General features: G+C 72.9%; 17 protein-coding genes. 12 read left to right on the forward strand and 5 right to left on the reverse strand.

What is annotated here, in order from left to right:
• Nucleotides 1-62: 62 nt before the first annotated feature.
• The 12 genes from FOE67_RS02125 to pgi all read left to right on the forward strand — a co-directional run bounded on the left by FOE67_RS02125 (nt 63) and on the right by pgi (nt 13,725).
• Nucleotides 63-719, forward strand: coding sequence for an MBL fold metallo-hydrolase (locus tag FOE67_RS02125; RefSeq protein ID WP_182660026.1), 657 nt, complete (start codon nt 63-65; stop codon nt 717-719).
• Between the two features lie 54 nt (nt 720-773).
• Nucleotides 774-2,819 carry an excinuclease ABC subunit UvrC gene (uvrC, locus tag FOE67_RS02130; protein WP_182660027.1) on the forward strand — a complete coding sequence of 682 codons (2,046 nt, stop codon included), beginning with the start codon at nt 774-776 and terminating at the stop codon, nt 2,817-2,819.
• A gap of 403 nt (nt 2,820-3,222) precedes the next feature.
• Nucleotides 3,223-4,161, forward strand: a complete 939-nt coding sequence (gene rapZ, locus FOE67_RS02135; protein WP_182660028.1) for an RNase adapter RapZ — start codon at nt 3,223-3,225, stop codon at nt 4,159-4,161.
• Complete coding sequence (locus tag FOE67_RS02140) at nt 4,161-5,240, forward strand: gluconeogenesis factor YvcK family protein (RefSeq protein ID WP_182660029.1); 1,080 nt, start codon at nt 4,161-4,163, stop codon at nt 5,238-5,240. Before rapZ ends, FOE67_RS02140 begins: the two co-directional genes overlap by 1 nt.
• Entirely contained in the window at nt 5,231-6,208 is a 978-nt protein-coding gene (gene whiA, locus FOE67_RS02145) for a DNA-binding protein WhiA (protein WP_182660030.1), read from the forward strand. Before FOE67_RS02140 ends, whiA begins: the two co-directional genes overlap by 10 nt.
• A 219-nt stretch (nt 6,209-6,427) precedes the next feature.
• Entirely contained in the window at nt 6,428-7,432 is a 1,005-nt protein-coding gene (gene gap / locus FOE67_RS02150; protein WP_182660031.1) for a type I glyceraldehyde-3-phosphate dehydrogenase, read from the forward strand.
• 129 nt (nt 7,433-7,561) lie between these two features.
• A complete protein-coding gene (locus FOE67_RS02155; protein WP_182660032.1) occupies nt 7,562-8,785 on the forward strand; it encodes a phosphoglycerate kinase in 1,224 nt (407 codons plus the stop codon).
• Nucleotides 8,786-9,032: 247 nt separating this feature from the next.
• Entirely contained in the window at nt 9,033-9,809 is a 777-nt protein-coding gene (tpiA, locus tag FOE67_RS02160; protein WP_182660033.1) for a triose-phosphate isomerase, read from the forward strand.
• A gap of 232 nt (nt 9,810-10,041) precedes the next feature.
• Entirely contained in the window at nt 10,042-10,272 is a 231-nt protein-coding gene (gene secG / locus FOE67_RS02165) for a preprotein translocase subunit SecG (RefSeq protein WP_143620231.1), read from the forward strand.
• Between the two features lie 129 nt (nt 10,273-10,401).
• A complete protein-coding gene (locus tag FOE67_RS02170) occupies nt 10,402-10,737 on the forward strand; it encodes an RNA polymerase-binding protein RbpA (RefSeq protein WP_143620229.1) in 336 nt (111 codons plus the stop codon).
• 155 nt (nt 10,738-10,892) lie between these two features.
• On the forward strand, nt 10,893-11,888 hold the full coding sequence (locus FOE67_RS02175; protein ID WP_182660034.1) for a class I SAM-dependent methyltransferase: 996 nt from the start codon (nt 10,893-10,895) through the stop codon (nt 11,886-11,888).
• 145 nt (nt 11,889-12,033) lie between these two features.
• Entirely contained in the window at nt 12,034-13,725 is a 1,692-nt protein-coding gene (gene pgi / locus FOE67_RS02180; RefSeq protein ID WP_182660035.1) for a glucose-6-phosphate isomerase, read from the forward strand.
• A gap of 157 nt (nt 13,726-13,882) precedes the next feature.
• On the opposite strand, the gene pgl is transcribed toward pgi, so the two are convergent.
• The 5 genes from pgl to tkt are packed head-to-tail and all read right to left on the reverse strand — an operon-like array spanning nt 13,883 to nt 20,617.
• Nucleotides 13,883-14,686 carry a 6-phosphogluconolactonase gene (pgl, locus tag FOE67_RS02185; protein WP_182660036.1) on the reverse strand — a complete coding sequence of 268 codons (804 nt, stop codon included), beginning with the start codon at nt 14,684-14,686 and terminating at the stop codon, nt 13,883-13,885.
• Nucleotides 14,683-15,816, reverse strand: coding sequence for a glucose-6-phosphate dehydrogenase assembly protein OpcA (opcA, locus tag FOE67_RS02190; protein WP_182660037.1), 1,134 nt, complete (start codon nt 15,814-15,816; stop codon nt 14,683-14,685). The genes pgl and opcA overlap by 4 nt, the downstream gene beginning before the upstream one ends.
• On the reverse strand, nt 15,813-17,375 hold the full coding sequence (zwf, locus tag FOE67_RS02195; protein WP_182660038.1) for a glucose-6-phosphate dehydrogenase: 1,563 nt from the start codon (nt 17,373-17,375) through the stop codon (nt 15,813-15,815). The genes opcA and zwf overlap by 4 nt, the downstream gene beginning before the upstream one ends.
• Complete coding sequence (gene tal, locus FOE67_RS02200) at nt 17,372-18,502, reverse strand: transaldolase (RefSeq protein WP_182660039.1); 1,131 nt, start codon at nt 18,500-18,502, stop codon at nt 17,372-17,374. The genes zwf and tal overlap by 4 nt, the downstream gene beginning before the upstream one ends.
• Nucleotides 18,503-18,538: 36 nt before the next feature.
• Nucleotides 18,539-20,617: a transketolase gene (tkt, locus tag FOE67_RS02205; RefSeq protein ID WP_182660040.1), complete on the reverse strand. Its 2,079-nt coding sequence runs from the start codon at nt 20,615-20,617 to the stop codon at nt 18,539-18,541.
• Between the last annotated feature and the right edge of the window lie 473 nt (nt 20,618-21,090).

A 21,090-nucleotide genomic window follows, 5' to 3' on the forward strand; every position in this document is an offset into this window, starting at 1 on the left:
GTAAGACGTGTATAAGAGACAGCCCCCCTCCCGGGGGCGGGCGCCCGAAAGGACCGCACACCATGACCTACACCGGTCGGGTCGCCGTCGGCGGCCCACCAGACGTCCACGAACTGGCCGGCCTGCTGATCACCAAGGTCGCCGTCGGCCCCATGGCGAACAACGCCTACCTCCTGCGCTGCCGCACCACGGGGGAACAACTCCTGATCGACGCCGCGGCGGAACCCGACACCCTGCTGCGCCTCATCGGCCCGGACGGTCTCGTCGCCGTGGTCACCACCCATCGGCACGGGGACCACTGGCAGGCACTGGCGGAGGTGGTCGCCGCGACCGGTGCCACCACCCTGGCCGGCCGGTACGACGCCCCCGGCATCCCGGTGCCGACCGACCGCCTCCTGGACGACGGGGACACCGTCACCGTGGGGCGCTGCGAGCTGGTGGTGCGGCACCTGGTCGGTCACACCGAGGGCTCGGTGGTCCTGGTCCACGACGACCCGCGCGGCCATCCCCACGCCTTCGTCGGGGACTGCCTGTTCCCCGGCGGGGTGGGCAACACCCGCGGCGACGCCGAGGCCTTCCGCAGCCTGCTGCACGACGTGGAGACCAAGCTCTTCGCCGCGCTGCCCGACGAGACCCGGGTCTACCCCGGCCACGGCGCCGACACCACCCTGGGGGCCGAACGCCCCCACCTCCCCGAGTGGCGCGAGCGCGGCTGGTGAGCGCCGGCCCGGGGCGGGGCGGTTCCGTGGGTGTCCCGGATTAGGGTGGTCGGCATGGCCGATCCCTCCACCTACCGCCCCGCCCCGGGAGAGGTTCCGGACACCCCGGGTGTCTACCGCTTCCGCGACGAGCACCGTCGGGTGATCTACGTCGGGAAGGCCAAGAGCCTGCGCCGCCGGCTGGCCTCCTACTTCCAGGACGTCGCCGCCCTGCACCCGCGCACCGCGACCATGGTCACCACCGCCGCCTCGGTGGAGTGGACGGTCGTCTCCACCGAGGTGGAGGCTCTCCAGCTGGAGTACGGCTGGATCAAGGAGTACGACCCCCGGTTCAACGTGAAGTACCGCGACGACAAGAGTTACCCCTCCCTCGCGGTGACCATGAACGAGGAGTTCCCCAGGGCCCGGGTGATGCGCGGCCCCAAGCGGCGCGGCGTGCGCTACTTCGGCCCCTACGCCCATGCCTGGGCGATCCGCGAGACCGTGGACCTGCTGCTGCGCGCCTTCCCCGTGCGCACCTGCTCCGACGGGGTCTTCAAGCGGGCCCGCCAGGTGGGCCGTCCCTGTCTGCTCGGCTACATCGAGAAGTGCGCCGCCCCCTGCACCGGCCGGGTCACGCCGGAGGAACACCGGGAACTCGCCGAGCGGTTCTGCGACTTCATGGCCGGCCGCACGGGCACCCACCTGCGCCGGCTGGAGGAGGAGATGGCCGCCGCGGCCGAGGCGATGGAGTACGAGCGGGCGGCCCGGCTGCGCGACGACATCGCCGCCCTGCGCCGGGCCATGGAGAAGAACGCGGTGGTGTTGGACGACGCCACCGACGCCGACCTCCTCGCGGTGGCCGCCGACGAGCTCGAGGCGGCGGTGCAGATCTTCCACGTCCGCGGCGGCCGGGTGCGCGGTCAGCGCGGCTGGATCAGTGACCGCGTGGAGGACGTCTCCGTCGCCGGGCTGGTCGAACACGCGCTGCAGCAGCTGTACGGGGACGAGTCCGGGGCCGGGGAGGAGGCCGGCGGCGGGGGAGGCGTGCCCCGCGAGGTGCTGGTACCCGAGCTGCCCGATTCGGCCGAGGCGCTGGGCGCCTGGCTGTCGGAACGGCGCGGCTCACGGGTCGAGCTGCGGGTGCCCCGCCGCGGGGACAAGAGGGAGTTGCTGGCCACCGTCACCCGCAACGCCGAGCACGCCCTCGCCGTCCACAAGACCAAGCGGGCCTCGGACCTGACCACCCGCTCCCGAGCCCTGGAGGAGATCACCGAGGCGCTGGGGCTGGACTCCGCGCCGCTGCGCATCGAGTGCTTCGACATCTCCCACCTGCAGGGGGAGGAGGTCGTCGGCTCCATGGTGGTCTTCGAGGACGGCCTCGCCCGCAAGTCCGAGTACCGACGGTTCAAGATCCGCGGCTTCGAGGGCCAGGACGACGTGCGGGCGATGCACGAGGTGATCTCCCGCCGCTTCCGCCGCTACCTCAGGGAGATGGAACACACCGACGAGTGGTCGGCCGGGGACCCCGCGGCCCCGGGGGACACCGCACCCGCGCCGGCGGCCGGGGAGGCCGGGGAGCCGTCGCCCACCGACACCGCCCGGGACGAGGACGGCCGTCCGCGCCGCTTCGCCTATCCGCCGCAGCTCGTGGTCGTCGACGGCGGCCCCGCCCAGGTGGCCGCAGCCCGCCGAGCCATGGACGAGCTGGGCATCGACGACGTGGCCGTCTGCGGACTCGCCAAGCGACTGGAGGAGGTGTGGCTTCCGGACGAGGAGGACCCGGTCGTCCTGCCCCGGACGAGCGAGGGGCTGTACCTCCTGCAGCGGGTCCGGGACGAGGCCCACCGCTTCGCCATCCGCTATCAGCGCACCCGCCGCTCGGCGGCCGTGCGCCGCGGCCCGCTGGACGACATCCCCGGCCTGGGCGAGACCCGCCGCACGGCGCTGCTGCGCCATTTCGGCTCGTTGAAGCGGCTGCGCGCCGCCGACGTGGACCAACTCCGCGAGGTGCCGGGCATCGGCCGTCGCACCGCCGAGACGATCGTGGCCGCCCTCGCCGCCGAACCCGGCCCCGCCCCCGCCGTCAACACGGCCACCGGTGAGATCATCGAGGAATGACCGAGCGGTGACCGAGCAGTGATCGAGGATTCGACGGGCCCCGGCGACCCGGGGACCGGCGAGGGGCATCGACGCACATCGACGCACGTCGAGGCGGGGGATGTGACGTGAGCCACGTCCCTCGCGGCCCGTTCACCCCCTTCCCGGGGTGTGCGTCAAGAGGAACGGGGCAGGTGGCACCATCAATGACGGAGGAGCGGATCGTGATCCACCGGCGCGCCGGGGCGACGATCCGACCGGCCGGCGCGTTCGGCCGTCCGTCGAATCCCTCCCCGCCGAACCGGTCCGTGCCGCGTCCGGACCGCCGTACCGCCCGCACGTCCGCCACCGCGGCTCGCAACCGAGTCGCGCCAGACCCGTCGCGCGTCACCCGCGCGGCCACCGCCCCCGGGGGAGCCCCACGATGAGTGACCAGACACCCGAGACCACCACCGTCACCGACGGGCGCGAACCCGGTCTCGCCCCGCTCCCGGAGGAGCCGACCCTGCCCGAGCTGGTGATCATCTCCGGCATGTCCGGGGCCGGTCGCAGCACCGCCGCCAAGTGCCTGGAGGACCTCGGCTGGTTCGTCGTGGACAACCTCCCGCCCGCGCTGATCACCACCATGGTCGAACTCGGGGCCCGCTCCCAGGGGAACGTGGCCCGCATCGCCGTCGTCGTCGACGTGCGCGGACGCGGCTTCTTCGACAGCCTGCGGGAGTCCCTGGCCGACCTCACCGCGATGGGCGTCACCCGGCGCACCGTCTTCCTGGAGGCCTCCGACAACGCCCTGGTGCAACGGTTCGAGTCGGTCCGCCGCCCCCACCCGCTCCAGGGCGAGGGGCGCATCGTGGACGGCATCGCCGCCGAGCGGGACCTGCTGCGCGAACTGCGCGGTGACGCCGATCTGGTGATCGACACCTCCTCGCTCAACGTGCACGAGCTGCGGGCCAAGATGAACGCCCACTTCACCGGCAACGACGAGCCGGAGCTGCGCGCCACCGTCATGTCCTTCGGGTTCAAGTACGGCCTGCCGGTGGACGCCGACCACGTCGCCGACGTCCGGTTCCTGCCCAACCCGCACTGGGTCCCGGAGCTGCGGCCGTACACCGGTACCAGCGAGCAGGTGGCCGGCTACGTGTTCGACCAGCCCGGGGCCAAGGACTTCCTGGAGCGCTACGCGGAACTGCTGGAGCTGATCACCGCCGGGTACAAGCGCGAGGGCAAGCGCTGGGTGACCATCGCGATCGGCTGCACCGGTGGCAAGCACCGCAGCGTGGCCATGTCCGAGCGATTGGCCCGCAGACTCTCCGCCGCGGGGGTGGAGACCTCCGTCGTCCACCGAGACATGGGACGCGAGTAATGCCGACGGGCGGCCGGGGGCCGCACCGATCGGTCGGCGGGGCGCGCCCGGTGCGGGTCCTGCGCCCCGGTCGCGCTCCCGGGCGCCCCGGTCGCGGTGGCCGGGGGGCGGGACCGCCCAAGGTGGTGGCCCTCGGCGGCGGGCGGGGGCTGTCCGCGTCGCTCACCGCACTGCGCCGGATCACCGGCGACGACCTCACCGCCGTGGTGACCGTCGCCGACGACGGCGGCTCCAGCGGACGGCTGCGGGACGAACTCGGCGTGCTGCCGCCGGGGGATCTGCGCAAGGCACTGGCCGCGCTGTGCGGTGACGACGAGTGGGGTCGCACCTGGGCGCGCCTGGTGCAGCACCGCTTCACCAGCCACGGAGACCTGCACGACCACGCGGTCGGCAATCTGCTGATCGTGGCCCTGTGGGAGCAACTGGGCGACCACGTGGCCGCGTTGGACCTGGTGGGTCGGTTGCTGCGGGCCCGGGGGCGGGTGTTGCCCATGGCCGGTGTGCCACTGGAACTGTGCGCCGAGGTGCGCGGTCACGACCCGGCCCGCCCCGAGGACACGACCCTGGTGTGCGGCCAGGCGACGGTGGCCCTGACCCCCGGGGAGGTGCAGCGGGTGCGACTGGTTCCGCCCGATCCCCCGGCCGTTCCCGAGGCCGTGGCCGCCATCCGGGAGGCCGACTGGGTGATTCTCGGTCCCGGTTCCTGGTTCACCTCCGTCATCCCCCATCTGCTGGTGCCCGAGCTGCTCTCGGCGCTCACCGAGACCCGGGCCCGCAGGGTGTTGTGCCTCAACCTCGCGCCGCAACCCGGCGAGACCGACGGGTTCTCGCCGCAGCGTCATGTGGAGGTTTTGGTACAACACGCCCCTAAACTCACCTTCGACGTGGTGTTGGCCGACACGGCCGCCACCCGGGACCACCAGGCCGGCCTCGAGGAGGCCGCCGAACGGATCGGGGCCGTGGTTCAACGGGCCCCGGTCGCGGCGCGCGACACCACGCCCCGGCACGACCCGGAGCTGTTGGCCGCGGCGTACGACCGTATTTTTCGGATGCACGGAAGGATCGGCCCATGGCGATGACGGCAGCGGTGAAGGACGAGATCTCGCGTCTCCCGGTGACCCGCACCTGTTGCCGCAAGGCGGAGGTCTCCTCCATGCTGCGGTTCGCCGGAGGGCTGCACCTGGTGAGCGGGCGCATCGTGATCGAGGCGGAGCTGGACACCGGCATCGCCGCGCGTCGTCTGCGCCGCGACATCCTGGAGATCTTCGGGCACGCCTCCGACCTGGTGGTGATGGCCCCCGGCGGCCTGCGCAGGGGCAGCCGCTACGTGGTGCGGGTGGTCGCGGGCGGGGACCAACTGGCCCGCCAGACCGGGTTGGTGGACAGTCGCGGTCGTCCCGTTCGGGGACTGCCGCCGCAGGTGGTCTCGGGGGCCGGGTGCGACGCCGAGTCCGCCTGGCGCGGAGCCTTCCTCGCGCACGGTTCGCTCACCGAGCCCGGCCGTTCCTCCTCCCTGGAGGTGACCTGCCCCGGACCGGAGGCCGCGCTGGCCCTGGTGGGGGCGGCCCGCCGGCTCCAGATCGCGGCCAAGGCCCGCGAGGTGCGCAACGTGGACCGGGTCGTGGTCCGTGACGGCGACGCCATCGGTGCCCTGCTCACCCGCCTGGGTGCCCACGAGGCGGTGCTGGCCTGGGAGGAGCGGCGCATGCGCCGCGAGGTGCGGGCCACCGCCAATCGTCTGGCCAACTTCGACGACGCCAACCTGCGCCGCTCGGCCCGGGCCGCCGTGGCCGCCGGCGCCCGGGTGCAGCGGGCGCTGGAGATCCTCGGGGACGACGTCCCCGAGCATCTCGCCGCCGCCGGCCGACTGCGGATGGACCACAAGCAGGCCTCCCTGGAGGAGTTGGGCGCCCTCGCCGACCCGCCGTTGACGAAGGACGCCGTCGCGGGACGCATCCGGCGCCTGCTGGCGATGGCCGACAAGCGGGCGAACGATCTGGGGATTCCCGGCACGGAGGCGAGCCTCACGGAGGAGATGGTGGGCTGAGGCCCCGTCGGCCGACCCCGCCGGCCCCGCCGTCCCGCCCCCGAGCGGTTACCGAACGGTAGCCGCCCACCCGCGAAAACGGGCCGTTCGGCCCCCCGACGGACCGGCCCGCCGATGTCACCCCCCGGGGTCCGGCGCGGTAGGGTCGGAGATGGTCGGGGACATCCCAAACAGCTTCGTCGGTGTCCGTCACCGGCGTACCAACGAGGAGATCGGTTCGTGACGATCCGCGTAGGCATCAACGGCTTCGGCCGCATCGGCCGCAACTACTTCCGCGCGCTCCTGGAGCAGGGGGCGGACGTCGAGATCGTGGCTGTCAACGACCTGGGTGACACCGCGACCACCGCCCACCTGCTGAAGTACGACACGATCATGGGTCGCCTCCAGGGGGAGGTCTCCCACACCGCCGACACCATCACCGTGGACGGAAAGACCGTCAAGGTCCTCTCCGAGCGCGACCCCGCCGACATCCCGTGGGGCGACCTCGGCGTGGACATCGTCATCGAGTCCACCGGCATCTTCACCAAGCGCGACGACGCCGCCAAGCACCTGACCGCCGGTGCGAAGAAGGTCCTCATCTCGGCCCCGGCCAAGAACGAGGACTTCACCGTGGTCATGGGCGTCAACCACGAGGACTACGACCCGGCGAACCACCACGTCATCTCCAACGCCTCCTGCACCACCAACTGCGTGGCGCCGCTGGCGAAGGTCATGGACGAGAACTTCGGGATCGTCAAGGGCATGATGACGACGGTCCACGCCTACACCAACGACCAGCGCATCCTGGACTTCCCGCACAAGGACCTGCGCCGCGCCCGGGCCGCCGCGCAGAACATCATCCCCACCTCCACCGGCGCCGCGAAGGCCACCTCCCTGGTGCTCCCGCAGCTCAAGGGCAAGCTGGACGGCATCGCCATGCGCGTCCCGGTGCCCACCGGCTCGGTCACCGACCTGGTGCTCGAGGTCAGCCGCGAGGTGACCCGTGACGAGGTCAACGCCGCCTTCCAGAAGGCCGCCGAGGGGCAGCTCAAGGGCATCCTCGAGTACACCGAGGACCCGATCGTCTCCTCCGACATCGTCAACTGGCCGGCCTCCTGCACCTTCGACTCCCAGCTCACCATGGCGCAGGGCAACCAGGTCAAGGTCGTCGGCTGGTACGACAACGAGTGGGGCTACTCCAACCGTCTGGTGGACCTCACCGTCTTCGTCGGCGAGAAGCTCTGACCGCGGGCGACGCCGCGGCGTGACCGCGATGCGAGGGACAGGGCCCGTGCCGTGCGCACGGGCCCTGTTCCCTGCGCCCCGTTCCCCGTCAGCTTCCCCGAACGACAGCCGACCGACAGGAGTCGATCCGTGCAGACCCTCGACGACCTCATCGCCCGGGGCGTGGCCGGCCGCCGCGTCCTGGTGCGCGCCGACCTCAACGTCCCCCTCGCCGGTGCCCCCGGCGAGCAGACCATCACCGACGACGGCCGTATCCGGGCCGCCGTGCCGACGATCACTCGCCTCGCCGAAGCCGGTGCCCGGGTGATCGTCACCTCCCACCTGGGCCGCCCCAAGGGCGAGCCCGACCCCCGGTACTCGCTGGCCCCGGTCGCCGTGCGGCTCGGCGAGCTCCTCGACCGCCCCGTGGCCTTCGCCGGTGACACCGTCGGCCCCGCCGCCCGGGAGACCGTGGACGGCCTGTCCGACGGCGGGGTGGCGCTGCTGGAGAACCTGCGCTTCAACCCCGGGGAGACGGCCAAGGACGACGCCGAGCGCGGTGCCTTCGCCGACCGCCTCGCCGAACTCGCCGACCTGTACGTCGGGGACGGTTTCGGCGCCGTGCACCGCCGGCACGCCTCGGTGTGGGACCTCCCCGCCCGCCTGCCGCACGCCGCCGGCGGCCTGATCGCCACCGAGGTGGGGGTGCTGCGCCGCCTGACCGATGACGTCGAGCGCCCCTACGCCGTCGTCCTGGGCGGCGCGAAGGTCTCCGACAAGCTCGGGGTCATCGACCACCTCCTGGAGCGCGCCGACCGCATCCTGATCGGCGGCGGCATGGTCTTCACCTTCCTGGCCGCCCGCGGCCACTCGGTGGGCTCCTCGCTGCTGCAGGAGGACCAGATCCCGGCGGTCCGCGAGTACCTGAGCCGGGCCGAGGAGCGCGGCGTGGAGTTCGTGCTGCCGGTGGACGTCGTGGTCGCCGAGAGCTTCCCCGACCTGGAGACCAAGGCGCCCGCGAACCCGGAGACGGTGCCCGCCGACGCCATGCCCGAGGGGCGGATGGGCCTGGACATCGGTCCGGAGTCCCGCAAGCTCTACGCCTCCCGGCTGGCCGACACCGCCACCGTGTTCTGGAACGGCCCGATGGGCGTCTTCGAGCACCCGGACTTCGCCGACGGCACCCGGGCGGTGGCGCAGGCGCTGCTCGACGGGAACGCCTTCACCGTCGTCGGGGGCGGCGACTCCGCCGCCGCCGTCCGCCTGCTGGGCTTCGACGAGACGGCTTTCGGCCACATCTCCACCGGTGGCGGGGCGAGCCTGGAGTACCTGGAGGGCAAGACCCTGCCGGGGCTGGCGGCGCTGGAGGACTGACCCGACGGGACCGGGGCCCGACCCGCTCGGGGCGCGTGGATCACGACACGCGCCGGCGGGCACCCCGGTCCGCCGCCGGCATCCGCCCCCGGGCATCCGCTGTCCTGTGGACACCGGCTGCCCGGGACGCCGGCCGATCACCGGTCCCCGCGGACACCACCCGACATCGGCCCACGTCGGCCCACGTCGGCCCACGTCGACACAGACGACCCACGACGACCCACGACGAGTACGAGGACACCCACCGATGACCACTCGCACGCCGCTGATGGCGGGCAACTGGAAGATGAACCTCAACCACCTCGAGGCCATCGCCCACGCCCAGAAGCTCGCCTTCACCCTGGAGGACAAGGACTACGAGGCCGTCGAGGTCGTACTCCTTCCCCCCTTCACCGATCTGCGCTCGGTGCAGACCCTGGTGGACGGGGACAAACTCAAGCTGCGCTACGGCGCCCAGGACCTCTCCACCGAGGACTCCGGCGCCCGCACCGGCGAGGTCTCCGGCGCCATGCTCGCCAAGCTCGGCTGCGCCTACGTGGTCGTCGGCCACTCCGAGCGCCGCCAGTACCACGGCGAGAACGAGGAGACCTGCAACGCCAAGGTCCGCGCCGCCTTCCGGCACGGGCTGGTGCCGATCCTGTGCGTCGGCGAGGGGCTGGACGTGCGGAAGGCCGGCGAGCAGGTCCCGCACACCCTCGCCCAGCTCGACGGCGCGCTGCGCGACCTCCCGGCCGAGCAGGCCGCCCGCCTGGTGATCGCCTACGAGCCGGTGTGGGCCATCGGCACCGGCGAGGTCGCCACCCCGGAGAACGCCCAGGAGGTCTGCGGGGCCATCCGCGCCCGGCTGGCCGAGCTGTACAACCCCGGGGTCGCCGAGCAGGTGCGCATCCAGTACGGCGGCTCGGTGAAGGGCGACAACGTCGCCGCGATCATGGCCCAGCCCGACGTGGACGGCGCCCTGGTCGGCGGGGCCTCGCTGGACGCCGACGAGTTCGTCCGCATCGTCCGCTTCCGCGAGCGCTGATCCGCCGCCCCCGGGACGGGTCGGTCACCGACCGCCGTCCCGGGGGCTTCCGGCCGACGCGCCCCGCCCGCTCCGCGCGATGCCCGATCCCCGATCATCGGCGTGCAGCGGGGGATGCCCGCCGGGCTCCAACCTGTACATTGGGGGGCGTCCGTCCGGAGACCGGGCCGCCCCCGGCGCCCGGACCGCGCACACATCCGCCACGAGTCCGTCTCCAGAGAGTGGGTCCACCGTGATCACGGGGTTCTCGATCGCCCTCATCCTGTTCAGCTTCCTGCTGGGGCTGTTGGTGCTCATGCACAAGGGCAAGGGCGGCGGCCTCTCCGACATGTTCGGTGGTGGCATGCAGTCCTCCGTCGGCGGGTCCTCGGTGGCCGAACGGAACCTGGACCGGATCACCGTCGTCGTGGGCCTGATCTGGTTCGCGATCATCGTGGTGCTGGGTCTTCTGGTCAAGAACTGACCCTTCCCGCGACGAACCGGCCGGTGACGATCACACCCCGGCATCGTTCGTTACCACGGGTCCTGCGCACGCGTTGAACCTCACATACACTGGGGCAACTTCGCAGCACGTGAGGCAGGGAGTCAGACCGTGGCAGGTGGCAACGCGATCCGGGGCAGCCGGGTCGGCGCGGGGCCCATGGGCGAGGCCGAGCGCGGGGAATCCGCGCCCCGTCTGAGGGTCTCGTTCTGGTGCGCGAACGGACACGAGACGCGGCCGAGCTTCGCCAGCGACGCGCAGATCCCGGACGGTTGGGACTGCCCGCGCTGCGGTTTCCCCGCCGGCCAGAACCGCGACAACCCGCCGGACCCGCCGCGCAACGAGCCCTACAAGACGCACCTGGCGTACGTCCGGGAGCGGCGCAGCGAGGCGGACGGCGAGGCCATCCTCGCCGAGGCGCTCGCCAAGCTCCGCGGCGAGATCTGAGGGGCGCGGCCCCCGCCCCCGTCCCGGGGCCCGCGGGCGCCCCGCGTCCCGCCCCGGGAACACGGGGGGAACGGCGCCTTGCCGACGAGGGAAGGTCCTGTGAAGCCCGTGCCGGCCTTACGGCGGGTCGCGCCCGGGCTCACTAGCGTCCTCCCATGGCCAAGCCACCCCTTCTGCTCAGGCAAGCCCTGCGCCCCGTCCTGCGAACGCTCGACGCCCGCATCGACCGCCGTATCCGCCGCACCGTCGGGGATCGAACGCGCACCGTGACCGAACTGCGGCGCACCGTGGAGGAACTCCGCGCCGAGGTGCGGAGCCTGCGGGCCGGCGGCGCCCCCGGTCCCGGAGGGCCGCCCGGCACCGCCGATCCGGCCGCCGACCCGGTCGTCCGTGCCACCGTGGAGGCGATCTTCGGCCCGGAGGGGCGTCGGGATCGCCGCGTCGACCCCGACCGGATGCGGATGCTCGCCGCCGAACTCGCCGATCTCGGAGACCCCCGGGGCGCGGCTCCGCGCGAGACGGTCATCGCCCACCGCACCCTGGTGGAGGTGGAGAACCGGGGCGTGGGACGCATCGCCGGCTCCACCCCCAACATCGTGGGCAAGCTCGCCGCCGTTCCCCTGCTGCGCCCGCCGAACGGCGAGATCCTGGAGATCGGCTGTCTCTACGGCCTGTTCGCCGGGGCGCTGGTCCGCCAGGTGATGCGGACGGGCCACGACTACCGGCTCACCCTGGTGGATCCGGTGGCACCCCGGCAGCTCCAGGGCGGCAGGGAGTTGCGGGAGGACGCCTCCGGGGTGCCCATCACCGAGGCCCTGGTGCGCTCCAACCTCGCGCTGGCCGGGGTGGACCCGGAGCGGACGCGGTTGTGCCGGGGGCTGTCGGGCGATCCGGGGGTGCGTGCCGCGGCCTCGGACCGTTCCTACGGCGTGGTCGTGGTGGACGGCGACCACACCGCCGAGGGGGTGGCGGCGGATCTGGAGTGGGTGGAGACGATCACCGCGCCCGGCGCGGTGGTGGTCCTCGACGACTACGGGGCCCGCCAGTGGCCCGGTGTGAAGGAGGCCACCGACCGTCACCTCAAGCGCGGTGACGGCCGGTTGGAGTGGATCGGCAGGGTCGCCACCAGCGCCTTCCTGCGGGCGCGCTGATCGGACGCGTCCCCGGGAGCGTCCGGCCGGACCATCCCGCCGGGCACTCCCGGGGCGCGGACGTTCGCCCGGCCCCGCCCGCCGCGATCGACTAGCGTGGGCCCCGGCGGGGACCGCACAGCGAGAGATGGGCTGGAAACGCACGATGAACGCAGCAGGCCGCACGGGGCTCGACCGGATGCCGGAGTGGCACGCCCTGGCGAAGCACCGGGAGGAGCTCGGGGAGGTCGACCTCCGGGAGCTGTTCGCGAAGGACCCGGGACGCGCGGAACGCCACACGGTGCGGGCCGGTGACCTCCACATCGATTTCTCCAAGCATCTGATCACCGACGACACGCTGCGTCTGCTGCGCGAGCTGGCCGCCGCGACGGACGTGGCGGGGCTGAGGGACGCGATGTTCCGCGGGGAGCGGATCAACACCACCGAGGACCGGGCGGTGCTGCACACCGCCCTGCGGGCGCCCCGGGACGCCGACATCCGGGTGGCGGGGGACGCCGGGAACGCCGGGAACGCCGGGAACGCCGAAAATATCGTGCCCGCCGTGCACGCGGTCCTGGACCGCATGGGGGCCTTCGCCGAGCGCGTCCGCTCGGGGGAGTGGACCGGGCACACCGGGCGACGCATCCGGACGGTCGTCAACATCGGCATCGGCGGCTCCGACCTGGGTCCGGCCATGGCCTACGAGGCGCTGCGCCCCTACGCCACCCGCGAGGTGGAGATCCGGTTCGTCTCCAACGTGGACGGCTCGGACCTGCACGAGGCGCTGCGGGGTCTGGACCCCACCGAGACGCTCTTCGTGGTGGCCTCCAAGACCTTCACCACCATCGAGACGATCACCAACGCCCGCTCCGCCCGTGCCTGGCTGCTGGAGGGACTGGGCCCGGACACCGGTGGGGAGGCGGTCGCCCGTCACTTCGTGGCCGTCTCCACCAACGCCGCCGAGGTCGCCGCCTTCGGCATCGACACCGCCAACATGTTCGAGTTCTGGGACTGGGTCGGCGGTCGGTACTCCTACGACTCGGCGATCGGCCTGGCGCTGATGGTCGGCATCGGCCCGGACAACTTCCACGACATGCTCGCCGGTTTCCACACCGTCGACGAGCACTTCCGCACCGCCCCGCCGGAGGCCAACGCCCCGCTCCTCATGGGCCTGTTGGGCATCTGGTACAACGCCTTCCACGACGCCCAGTCGCACGCGGTGCTGCCCTACTCCCACTACCTGGGCAGGTTCCCGGCCTACCTCCAGCAGCTGGACATGGAGTCCAACGGCAAGTCCGTGGACCGCAACGGCGAGCCGGTGCGCTGGCAGACCGGCCCCGTCGTCTGGGGCACCCCGGGCACCAACGGCCAGCACGCCTACTACCAGTTGCTGCACCAGGGCACCAAGCTCGTGCCCGCCGACCTGATCGGCTTCGCCCGGCCGGTGGCGGAACTTCCCCCGCGCCTGCGGGACCACCACGACCTGCTGATGGCCAACCTCTTCGCCCAGGGGCAGGCCCTGGCCTTCGGCAAGACCGCCGACGAGGTCCGGGCCGAGGGCGTCGCCGAGGAACTGGTGCCCCACCGCACCTTCCGGGGCAACCGCCCCACCACCACGATCCTGGCGCCCCGACTGACCCCCTCCGTGCTGGGTCAGCTCGTCGCGCTGTACGAGCACAAGGTCTTCGTGCAGGGCGCGGTGTGGAACATCGACTCCTTCGACCAGTGGGGCGTGGAGTTGGGCAAGGTCCTGGCCAAGCGGGTGGAGCCGGCGCTCACCGAGGGCGCCGGGGTGCCCGGCCTGGACGCCTCCACCGCCGCCCTGGTCGCCCGCTACCGCGAGCTGCGCGGGCGCTGACCGACGGGGCCCCGGGCCCGCCCGTCCCCCGGGTCCCGGCCGCTTCACCGCGACGGCCCCCTCCCGCCGGTCATCGGCGGGAGGGGGCCGTGGTCCCCGTGCGCGTCGTCCCCGGGTACGGGGACCGCGGCGCGGTCGCCGGCCGGGGACGAACCGCTCAATCGGTGGCCGGCGGGCGGATCCGTTCCGGCAGCTGGGCCGAGGCCGCCGTGTCCAGCAGCCACAGCGTCCGTTCGGTGCCGTGGACCCCCGCCGCCGGCACCGAGTCGCCGTCGGCGCCCGACAGGGCGGTGGCCACCGCGCCCGCCTTGTCCTCCCCGGCGGCCAGCAGCCAGACCTCGCGCGCGCCCCGGATGGCCGGTCGGGTCAGGCTGATCCGCTCGGCCGGCGGCTTGGGCGCCCCGCGCACCGCCACCACCGTGCGCCCGGTCTCCCCGAGCGCGGGGTGGTCGGGGAAGAGCGAGGCGACGTGGGTGTCCGGGCCCACCCCCAACAGCAGGACGTCCCACTCCGGGAGGCCGCTCGCGTCCGGTGAGGCCGCCGCGAGCTCGGCGGCGTACCGCTCGGCGGCCGCCTCCAAGGCGCCGAGCGCGGCCGGGTCGGTGCCGGGATCGGGAGCCGGCACGGCGTGCACCCGGGCGGGGTCCAGCGGCAGCGAGTCGAGCAGGGCCTCACGGGCCTGCGTGTCGTTGCGGTCCGGGTCCCCGGCGGGCAGGTACCGCTCGTCGCCCCACCACAGGTCCACCCGGGACCAGTCGACCGCCTCCCGGGCCGGGGCGGCGGCCACGGCCCGCAGCAGCGCGATGCCGTTGCGCCCGCCGGTCAACACCACCGAGGCCGAACCCCGTTCGCTCTGCGCGTCGACGATCCGGGTCAGCAGGCGGGCCGCTGCCGCCGCCGCCAGCACCTCCGCGTCACGGTGCACCAGGACCCGGGGAATCACCCCTCCGGACACGGTCATCGCTTGATCCCCTTCCGGGCGGTGAGCTTCCACGACGAGGTGCCCGAGCCGGACTCGCCCGACGACTGCCGGGCCTCCGGGGCGGTCGCCTCCCCGGCGTCCGCCGGGTCGTCGCTCCCGCCGGCCTCCCCGGGCTCCGGGGTGGTGTTCCCCACGTCCGGGTCCCCGTCGCGGGGGGTGTCGCCCCCGGTCTCCCCCCCACCGGCGGGCCGCAGCCGGGAGGGGTCGAAGCGCACCGCCTGCGCGTAGGCGATGTCCGGATCCAGGCGACGCAGCTCCTCGGCGATCAACTCGGCCGTCCCGCGGCGCTGCAGCGCCACGTGCCGGTCCGGTTGGCCGGGCATCTCCAGACCGCCCAGGGCACCGGTGGGGCGGGTCAGGCAGATCATGCCCTCCGGCGTGGACAACCTCACCGCCGTGATCCCCGGCCCCTCCGTCAGCACCCGCTCCACCGGCACCTCCAGCCGCGCCCCGAGCCACAGGGCGAGCAGTTCGGCGCTGGGGTTGTACTCCTCGCCCTCGACCACCGCCGACTGCACGGTGCCGTGCCGCTGGTCCAGGGCCGAGGCCAGCACACTGCGCCAGGGCGTGATGCGGGTCCAGGCCAGGTCGGTGTCACCGGGGGAGTACCCCGCGGCCCGCACCCGGAGCGCCGCGATCGGGTCCTCGGTGGAGGCCGCGTCGGAGATGCGGCGCTGCGCGAGGGAGCCCAGCGGGTCGTCGGCGGGGCGTTCGGGGGCGTCCTCGGGCCACCACACCACCACGGGGGCGTCCGGCAGCAGCAGGGGAAGGACCACGCTGTGCGCGTGGGCGGCGAGCTCCCCGTGCAGACGCAGCAGCACGATCTCCCCGCTGCCGGCGTCGGCACCCGCCCGCACCTCGGCGTCGAGCCGGGCCACCGCCCGGTCCCGGGGCGAGCGGCCGGGACGCCGCACCACCACCAGGATGCGGGAGGGGTGCTCCTTGGACGCCTCGCCCGCCGCCTTCAGCGCGTCGTAGTGGTTGCCCTCGTCGGTCACGATGACCAGGGTCAGGACCATGCCGATGGCCGGCGTGCCGGTGGCCCGCCGGGCCTGTACCAGGGCCGCGTTGATCCGACTGGAAGTGGTGTCCGTGAGGTCGATGTTCATGGCCGTCGCCAACTCCGTCCGTCCCTCGCGAGCATCTCGTCGGCCGCCTTCGGCCCCCAGGTCCCGGCGGTGTACGGCTCGGGCCGGCCGCCGGCCGCCCAGAACTCCTCCACCGGGTCGAGGATCTCCCAGGATCGCTCGACCTCCTGGTGCCGGGGGAAGAGGTTGGCGTCGCCCAACAGGACGTCCAACAGCAGCCGCTCGTACGCCTCCGGACTGGACTCGGTGAAGGACTCGCCGTAGGCGAAGTCCATCGTCACGTCCCGGATCTCCATCTGGGTACCGGGCACCTTGGAACCGAACCGGATGGTCACGCCCTCGTCCGGCTGCACCCGGATCACCAGCGCGTTGTTGTTCAGCTGCCGGGTGTCGGTGGCGTCGAACGGGGAGTACGGCGCGCGCTGGAAGACCACCGCGATCTCGGTGACCCGTCGCCCCAGTCGCTTGCCGGTGCGCAGGTAGAACGGCACACCCGCCCAGCGCCGGTTGTCGATCTCCAGCTTCAGGGCCGCGTAGGTGTCGGTCACCGACCCGGGGTCGATGCCCTCCTCCTGGAGGTAGCCCGGCACCCGCACCCCGCCCTGCCAGCCCGCCGTGTACTGCCCGCGCACGGTGGTGCGGGCCATGTCGGTGGGCAACCGCACGGCGTTGAGCACCTTCAGCTTCTCGGTCACCAGCGCCTTGGCGTCGAAGGAGACCGGCTCCTCCATTGCGGTCAGCGCCAGCAGTTGCAGCAGGTGGTTCTGGATGACGTCGCGCGCCGAGCCGATGCCGTCGTAGTACCCCGCCCGACCGCCGATGCCGATGTCCTCGGCCATGGTGATCTGCACGTGGTCCACGTAGCTGCGGTTCCACAGCGGCTCGAACATCGTGTTGGCGAAGCGCAGCGCCAGGATGTTCTGGACGGTCTCCTTGCCCAGGTAGTGGTCGATCCGGAAGACCTCGTGGTTGGCGAAGACGCCGTGCACGGTCCGGTTCAGTTCCCTGGCGGAGGCCAGATCGTGCCCGAAGGGCTTCTCGATGACGGCCCGCCGCCAGCTGTCGCCCCTGCCCTCGGACAGGCCGTGCTTCTTGAGCTGCTGCACCACCACGGGGAAGAACTTCGGCGGCACCGACAGGTAGAAGGCGAAGTTGCCGCCGGTACCGCGCTCCTTGTCGAGCCGGTCGATGGTCTGCCGCAGCGTCTCGAAGGCGTCGTCGTCGTCGAAGACGCCGGGCACGAACCGCATGCCCTCCGACAACTGCCGCCAGACCTCCTCACGGAAGGGGGTGCGGGCGTGCTCCTTGACGGAGTCGTGCACCACCTTGGCGAAGTCCTCGTCCTCCCAGTCGCGTCGGGCGAAGCCGACCAGGGAGAAGCCCGGCGGGAGCAGACCCCGGTTGGCGAGGTCGTACACCGCGGGCATCAGTTTCTTGCGGGACAGGTCCCCGGTCACCCCGAAGATGACCAGGCCCGACGGCCCCGCGATCCGCGGCAGCCGTCGGTCCCCGGGGTCCCGCAGCGGGTTGGCGCCGGGGGCGGGGGTGGTGCCCCCGGTCGCCGTGGTGTCGCCGCTCACGCGCCTTCTCGGCCTTCCTCCGGCGCGAGCCGTTCCAGCTCGGCGCGGGTGGAGTCGAGCAGGTCGTTCCAGGCGCTCTCGAACTTCTCCACGCCCTCGACCTCGAGGAGTTTCACCACCTCGTCGTAGGAGATGCCGTGGTCGGCCAGGGCGTCGATGTCGGCCCGGGCCCGCTCGTGGGTGCCGGTGATGGTGTCACCGGTGATCTCCGCGTGGTCCTCGGCGGCCCGGAGGGTCGCCTCGGGCATCGTGTTGACGGTGCCGGGGGCGACCAGCTCCGTGACGTACAGGGTGTCCGGGTAGGCCGGGTCCTTGACGCCGGTGGAGGCCCACAACGGGCGCTGGACGTTGGCGCCCTCCCGGGACAGCTCCTCCCAGCGGGGCGAGGAGAAGACCTCCTCGTAGGCCCGGAAGGCGAGCCGGGCGTTGGCCAGGCCGGCCCTGCCGCGCAGGGCCTTCGCCTCCTCGGTGCCCAGCGCGTCCAACCGCTTGTCGATCTCGGTGTCCACCCGGGAGACGAAGAACGACGCCACGGAGTGGATCCCGGAGAGGTCCAGGCCCTTCTCCCGGGCCCGCTCCAGGCCGGTGAGGTAGGCGTCCATCACCGCGCGGTACCGCTCCAGGGAGAAGATCAGCGTGACGTTGACGCTGATGCCCAGGGCGATCGTCTCGGTGATGGCGGGCAGGCCCGCCTCGGTGGCCGGGATCTTGATCAGGGTGTTGGGCCGGTCCACCAGCCAGGCCAACTGCTTGGCCTCGGCCACGGTGGGGGCGGTGGCGTGCGCCAGCCGGGGGTCCACCTCGATGGAGACCCGCCCGTCCCGGCCACCGGTGGCGTCGAAGACGGGACGCAGCACGTCGCATGCGTCCCGCACGTCCGCGGTGGTGATCATCCGCAGCGCCTCCTCCACGGAGACCCGGCGCACGGCGAGGTCGGCGACCTGCTGCTCGTACCCCTCGCCGGCGGAGATGGCCTTCTGGAAGATGGCCGGGTTGGTGGTGACCCCCACCACGTGCTGCTGGTCGATCAGCTCGGCCAGGTCACCGGAGGTGATCCGGCTGCGCGAGAGGTCGTCCAACCAGATCGCGACGCCCTCCTCGGAGAGCCGCTTGAGTGCCTCGGTCATCGGTAACGCAACTCCTGACTCTGTCTGGTGTAGGGATCAGCGCTCGGCGGCGGCCAGCGATTCCCGGGCCGCGGCGGCCACGGCCCCGGCGGTGATGCCGAACTCCTCGAACAGCTTGGTGTAGTCGGCGGAGGCACCGAAGTGCTCCAGGGAGACCACCCGACCCGCGTCACCGGTCCAGCGGTACCAGCTCATGCCGATGCCGGCCTCCACGGCGACCCGGGCGCGCACGCCGGGCGGCAGCACGCCGTCGCGGTACGCCTGCGTCTGCTCCTGGAACCACTCGACGCACGGCATCGAGACCACCCGGGTGGGGATGCCGGCGGCCTGGAGCTCCTCGCGGGCGGCCATCGCCAGCTGCACCTCGGAACCCGTGCCGATGAGGATCACCCGGGGCTCCCCGCCCTCGGCCTCGGCCCGGACGTAGCCGCCCCGCGCGGTGTCCTCGTCGACCTCGTAGGTGGGGACGTTCTGGCGGGTGAGCGCCAGCGCGTGGGGGGCGGACCGCTCGCCGTGCCGGCGCAGGATCTCGCGCCAGGCGATCGCGGTCTCGTTGGCGTCGGCCGGCCGCACCACGTTCAGGCCGGGGATGGCGCGCAGCGCGGCGAGGTGCTCGACCGGCTGGTGGGTGGGGCCGTCCTCGCCCAGGCCGATGGAGTCGTGGGTCCAGACGTAGGTCACCGGCAGTTCCATCAGCGCGGCCAACCGCACCGCCGGGCGCATGTAGTCCGAGAAGACCAGGAAGGTGCCCCCGTAGACACGGGTGTTGCCGTGCAGGGCGATGCCGTTCATCGTCGAGCCCATGGCGTGCTCGCGGATGCCGAAGTGGATGGTCCGCCCGTAGGGGTCGGCGCTCGGCAGGCTGTTGCCCTCCGGCAGGAAGGAGGAGCCGGCGTCGATGGTGGTGTTGTTGGAACCGGCGAGGTCGGCCGAGCCGCCCCACAGCTCCGGGATCACCGCGCCCAGGTCCTTCAGCACCTGACCGGAGGCCTTGCGGGTCGCGACGTCCTTGCCCGGCTCGAAGGAGGGCAGGGCCTTCTCCCACCCCTCGGGCAGCCGGCCGGCGCGGATCCGCTCCCACTCGGCGGCCCGCTCCGGGTTGGCCTCCTGCCAGGCGGCCAGTCGCTCCTCCCACTCGGCGCGCAGCGCCCGGCCCCGGGCCCGGGCGCCCCGGACGTGCTCCAGCACCTCGGGCTCCACGAGGAAGTCCCGCTCGGGGTCGAAGCCCAGGACGCGCTTGGTGGCGGCCACCTCCTCGGCGCCCAGCGCCGAGCCGTGGGCGGCCTCGGTGTTCTGGGCGTTGGGGGCGGGCCAGGCGATGATGGAACGCGCGGCGATGATCGAGGGTCGGGAGGTCTCGGCCCGGGCGGCGACCATCGCCTCGTACAGGGCGACGGGGTCGAGGTCGCCGTTCTCGGCCTGCGGTACCCGCTGCACGTGCCAGCCGTACGCCTCGAACCGGCCGAGGACGTCCTCGCTGATCGCGGTCTCGGTGTCGCCCTCGATGGAGATGTGGTTGTCGTCCCACAGCAGCACCAGGTTGCCGAGCTTCTGGTGACCGGCCAGGGAGGCGGCCTCGGCGGAGACGCCCTCCTGGAGGTCGCCGTCACCGGCGAAGACCCAGACGGTGTGGTCGAAGGGGGACTCGCCCACCGGCGTGTCGGGGTCGAACAGACCGCGCTCGTACCGGGAGGCCATCGCCATGCCCACGGCGTTGGCCACTCCCTGGCCCAGCGGGCCGGTGGTGGTCTCCACGCCGACGGTGTGGCCGTGCTCCGGGTGCCCCGGGGTCCTGCTGCCCCAGGTGCGGAAGGCCTTGAGGTCCTCCAGTTCCAGCCCGTAGCCCGTCATGTAGAGCTGGATGTAGAGCGTCAGACTGCTGTGGCCCACGGACAGCACGAAGCGGTCGCGACCCGCCCAGTCCGGGTCGGAGGGGTCGTGGCGCATCAGCTTCTGGAAGACGAGGTGGGCGGCGGGGGCCAGGCTCATCGCCGTCCCCGGGTGCCCGTTGCCGACCCGCTGTACGGAATCCATCGCCAGGACACGGGCGGTGTCCACGGCGCGCCGGTCCAGTTCTGTCCAGTCGAGTTCGCTGCTGTTCGATGTGGTGCTCACCCTGCTTCAGGGCTCCTCTCCGGATAGTGAGGCCGGGGCCGCGGCACTCCTCCGGATCTTTCGGGAGGCGAGGCCGTCGGCGGGGTCGAGCCTACCCCCGGGGCCCGGGCCCGTCGGTCCCTGTTCGTTCACCGGGACAAGAACCGCCGGGAACCCCGGAAACCCTTGCCGAGCTGGTGTTTTCCGGGGGTTTTCGTTGATTTCCCGGGTCTCGGCGCACGGTGGGTGGGAAGCCCGTCGTGCCCCGGGTGTCCCATCGACCCCGGGAAACCCGGGGAACCCGCCGCGGGGCACGTCGGATCGACCGCTGCCGCCGTGCCCGCGTCGCCCCGTCCCCACGGGGTCCATCGGCGCCACCGGGTCCACCACCCCTCCAGGGTGCCGCTCCTCGTCCCGCCGCGCCTCCCGGCGCGCCGGGAGGCGCGGGACGGGTGAGGGGCCGCCGGGGACGCGGGCCGGGAGCGGGGGTGCGG

Source organism: Streptomyces calidiresistens, assembly GCF_014141525.1.
GTDB lineage: Bacteria > Actinomycetota > Actinomycetes > Streptomycetales > Streptomycetaceae > Streptomyces > Streptomyces calidiresistens.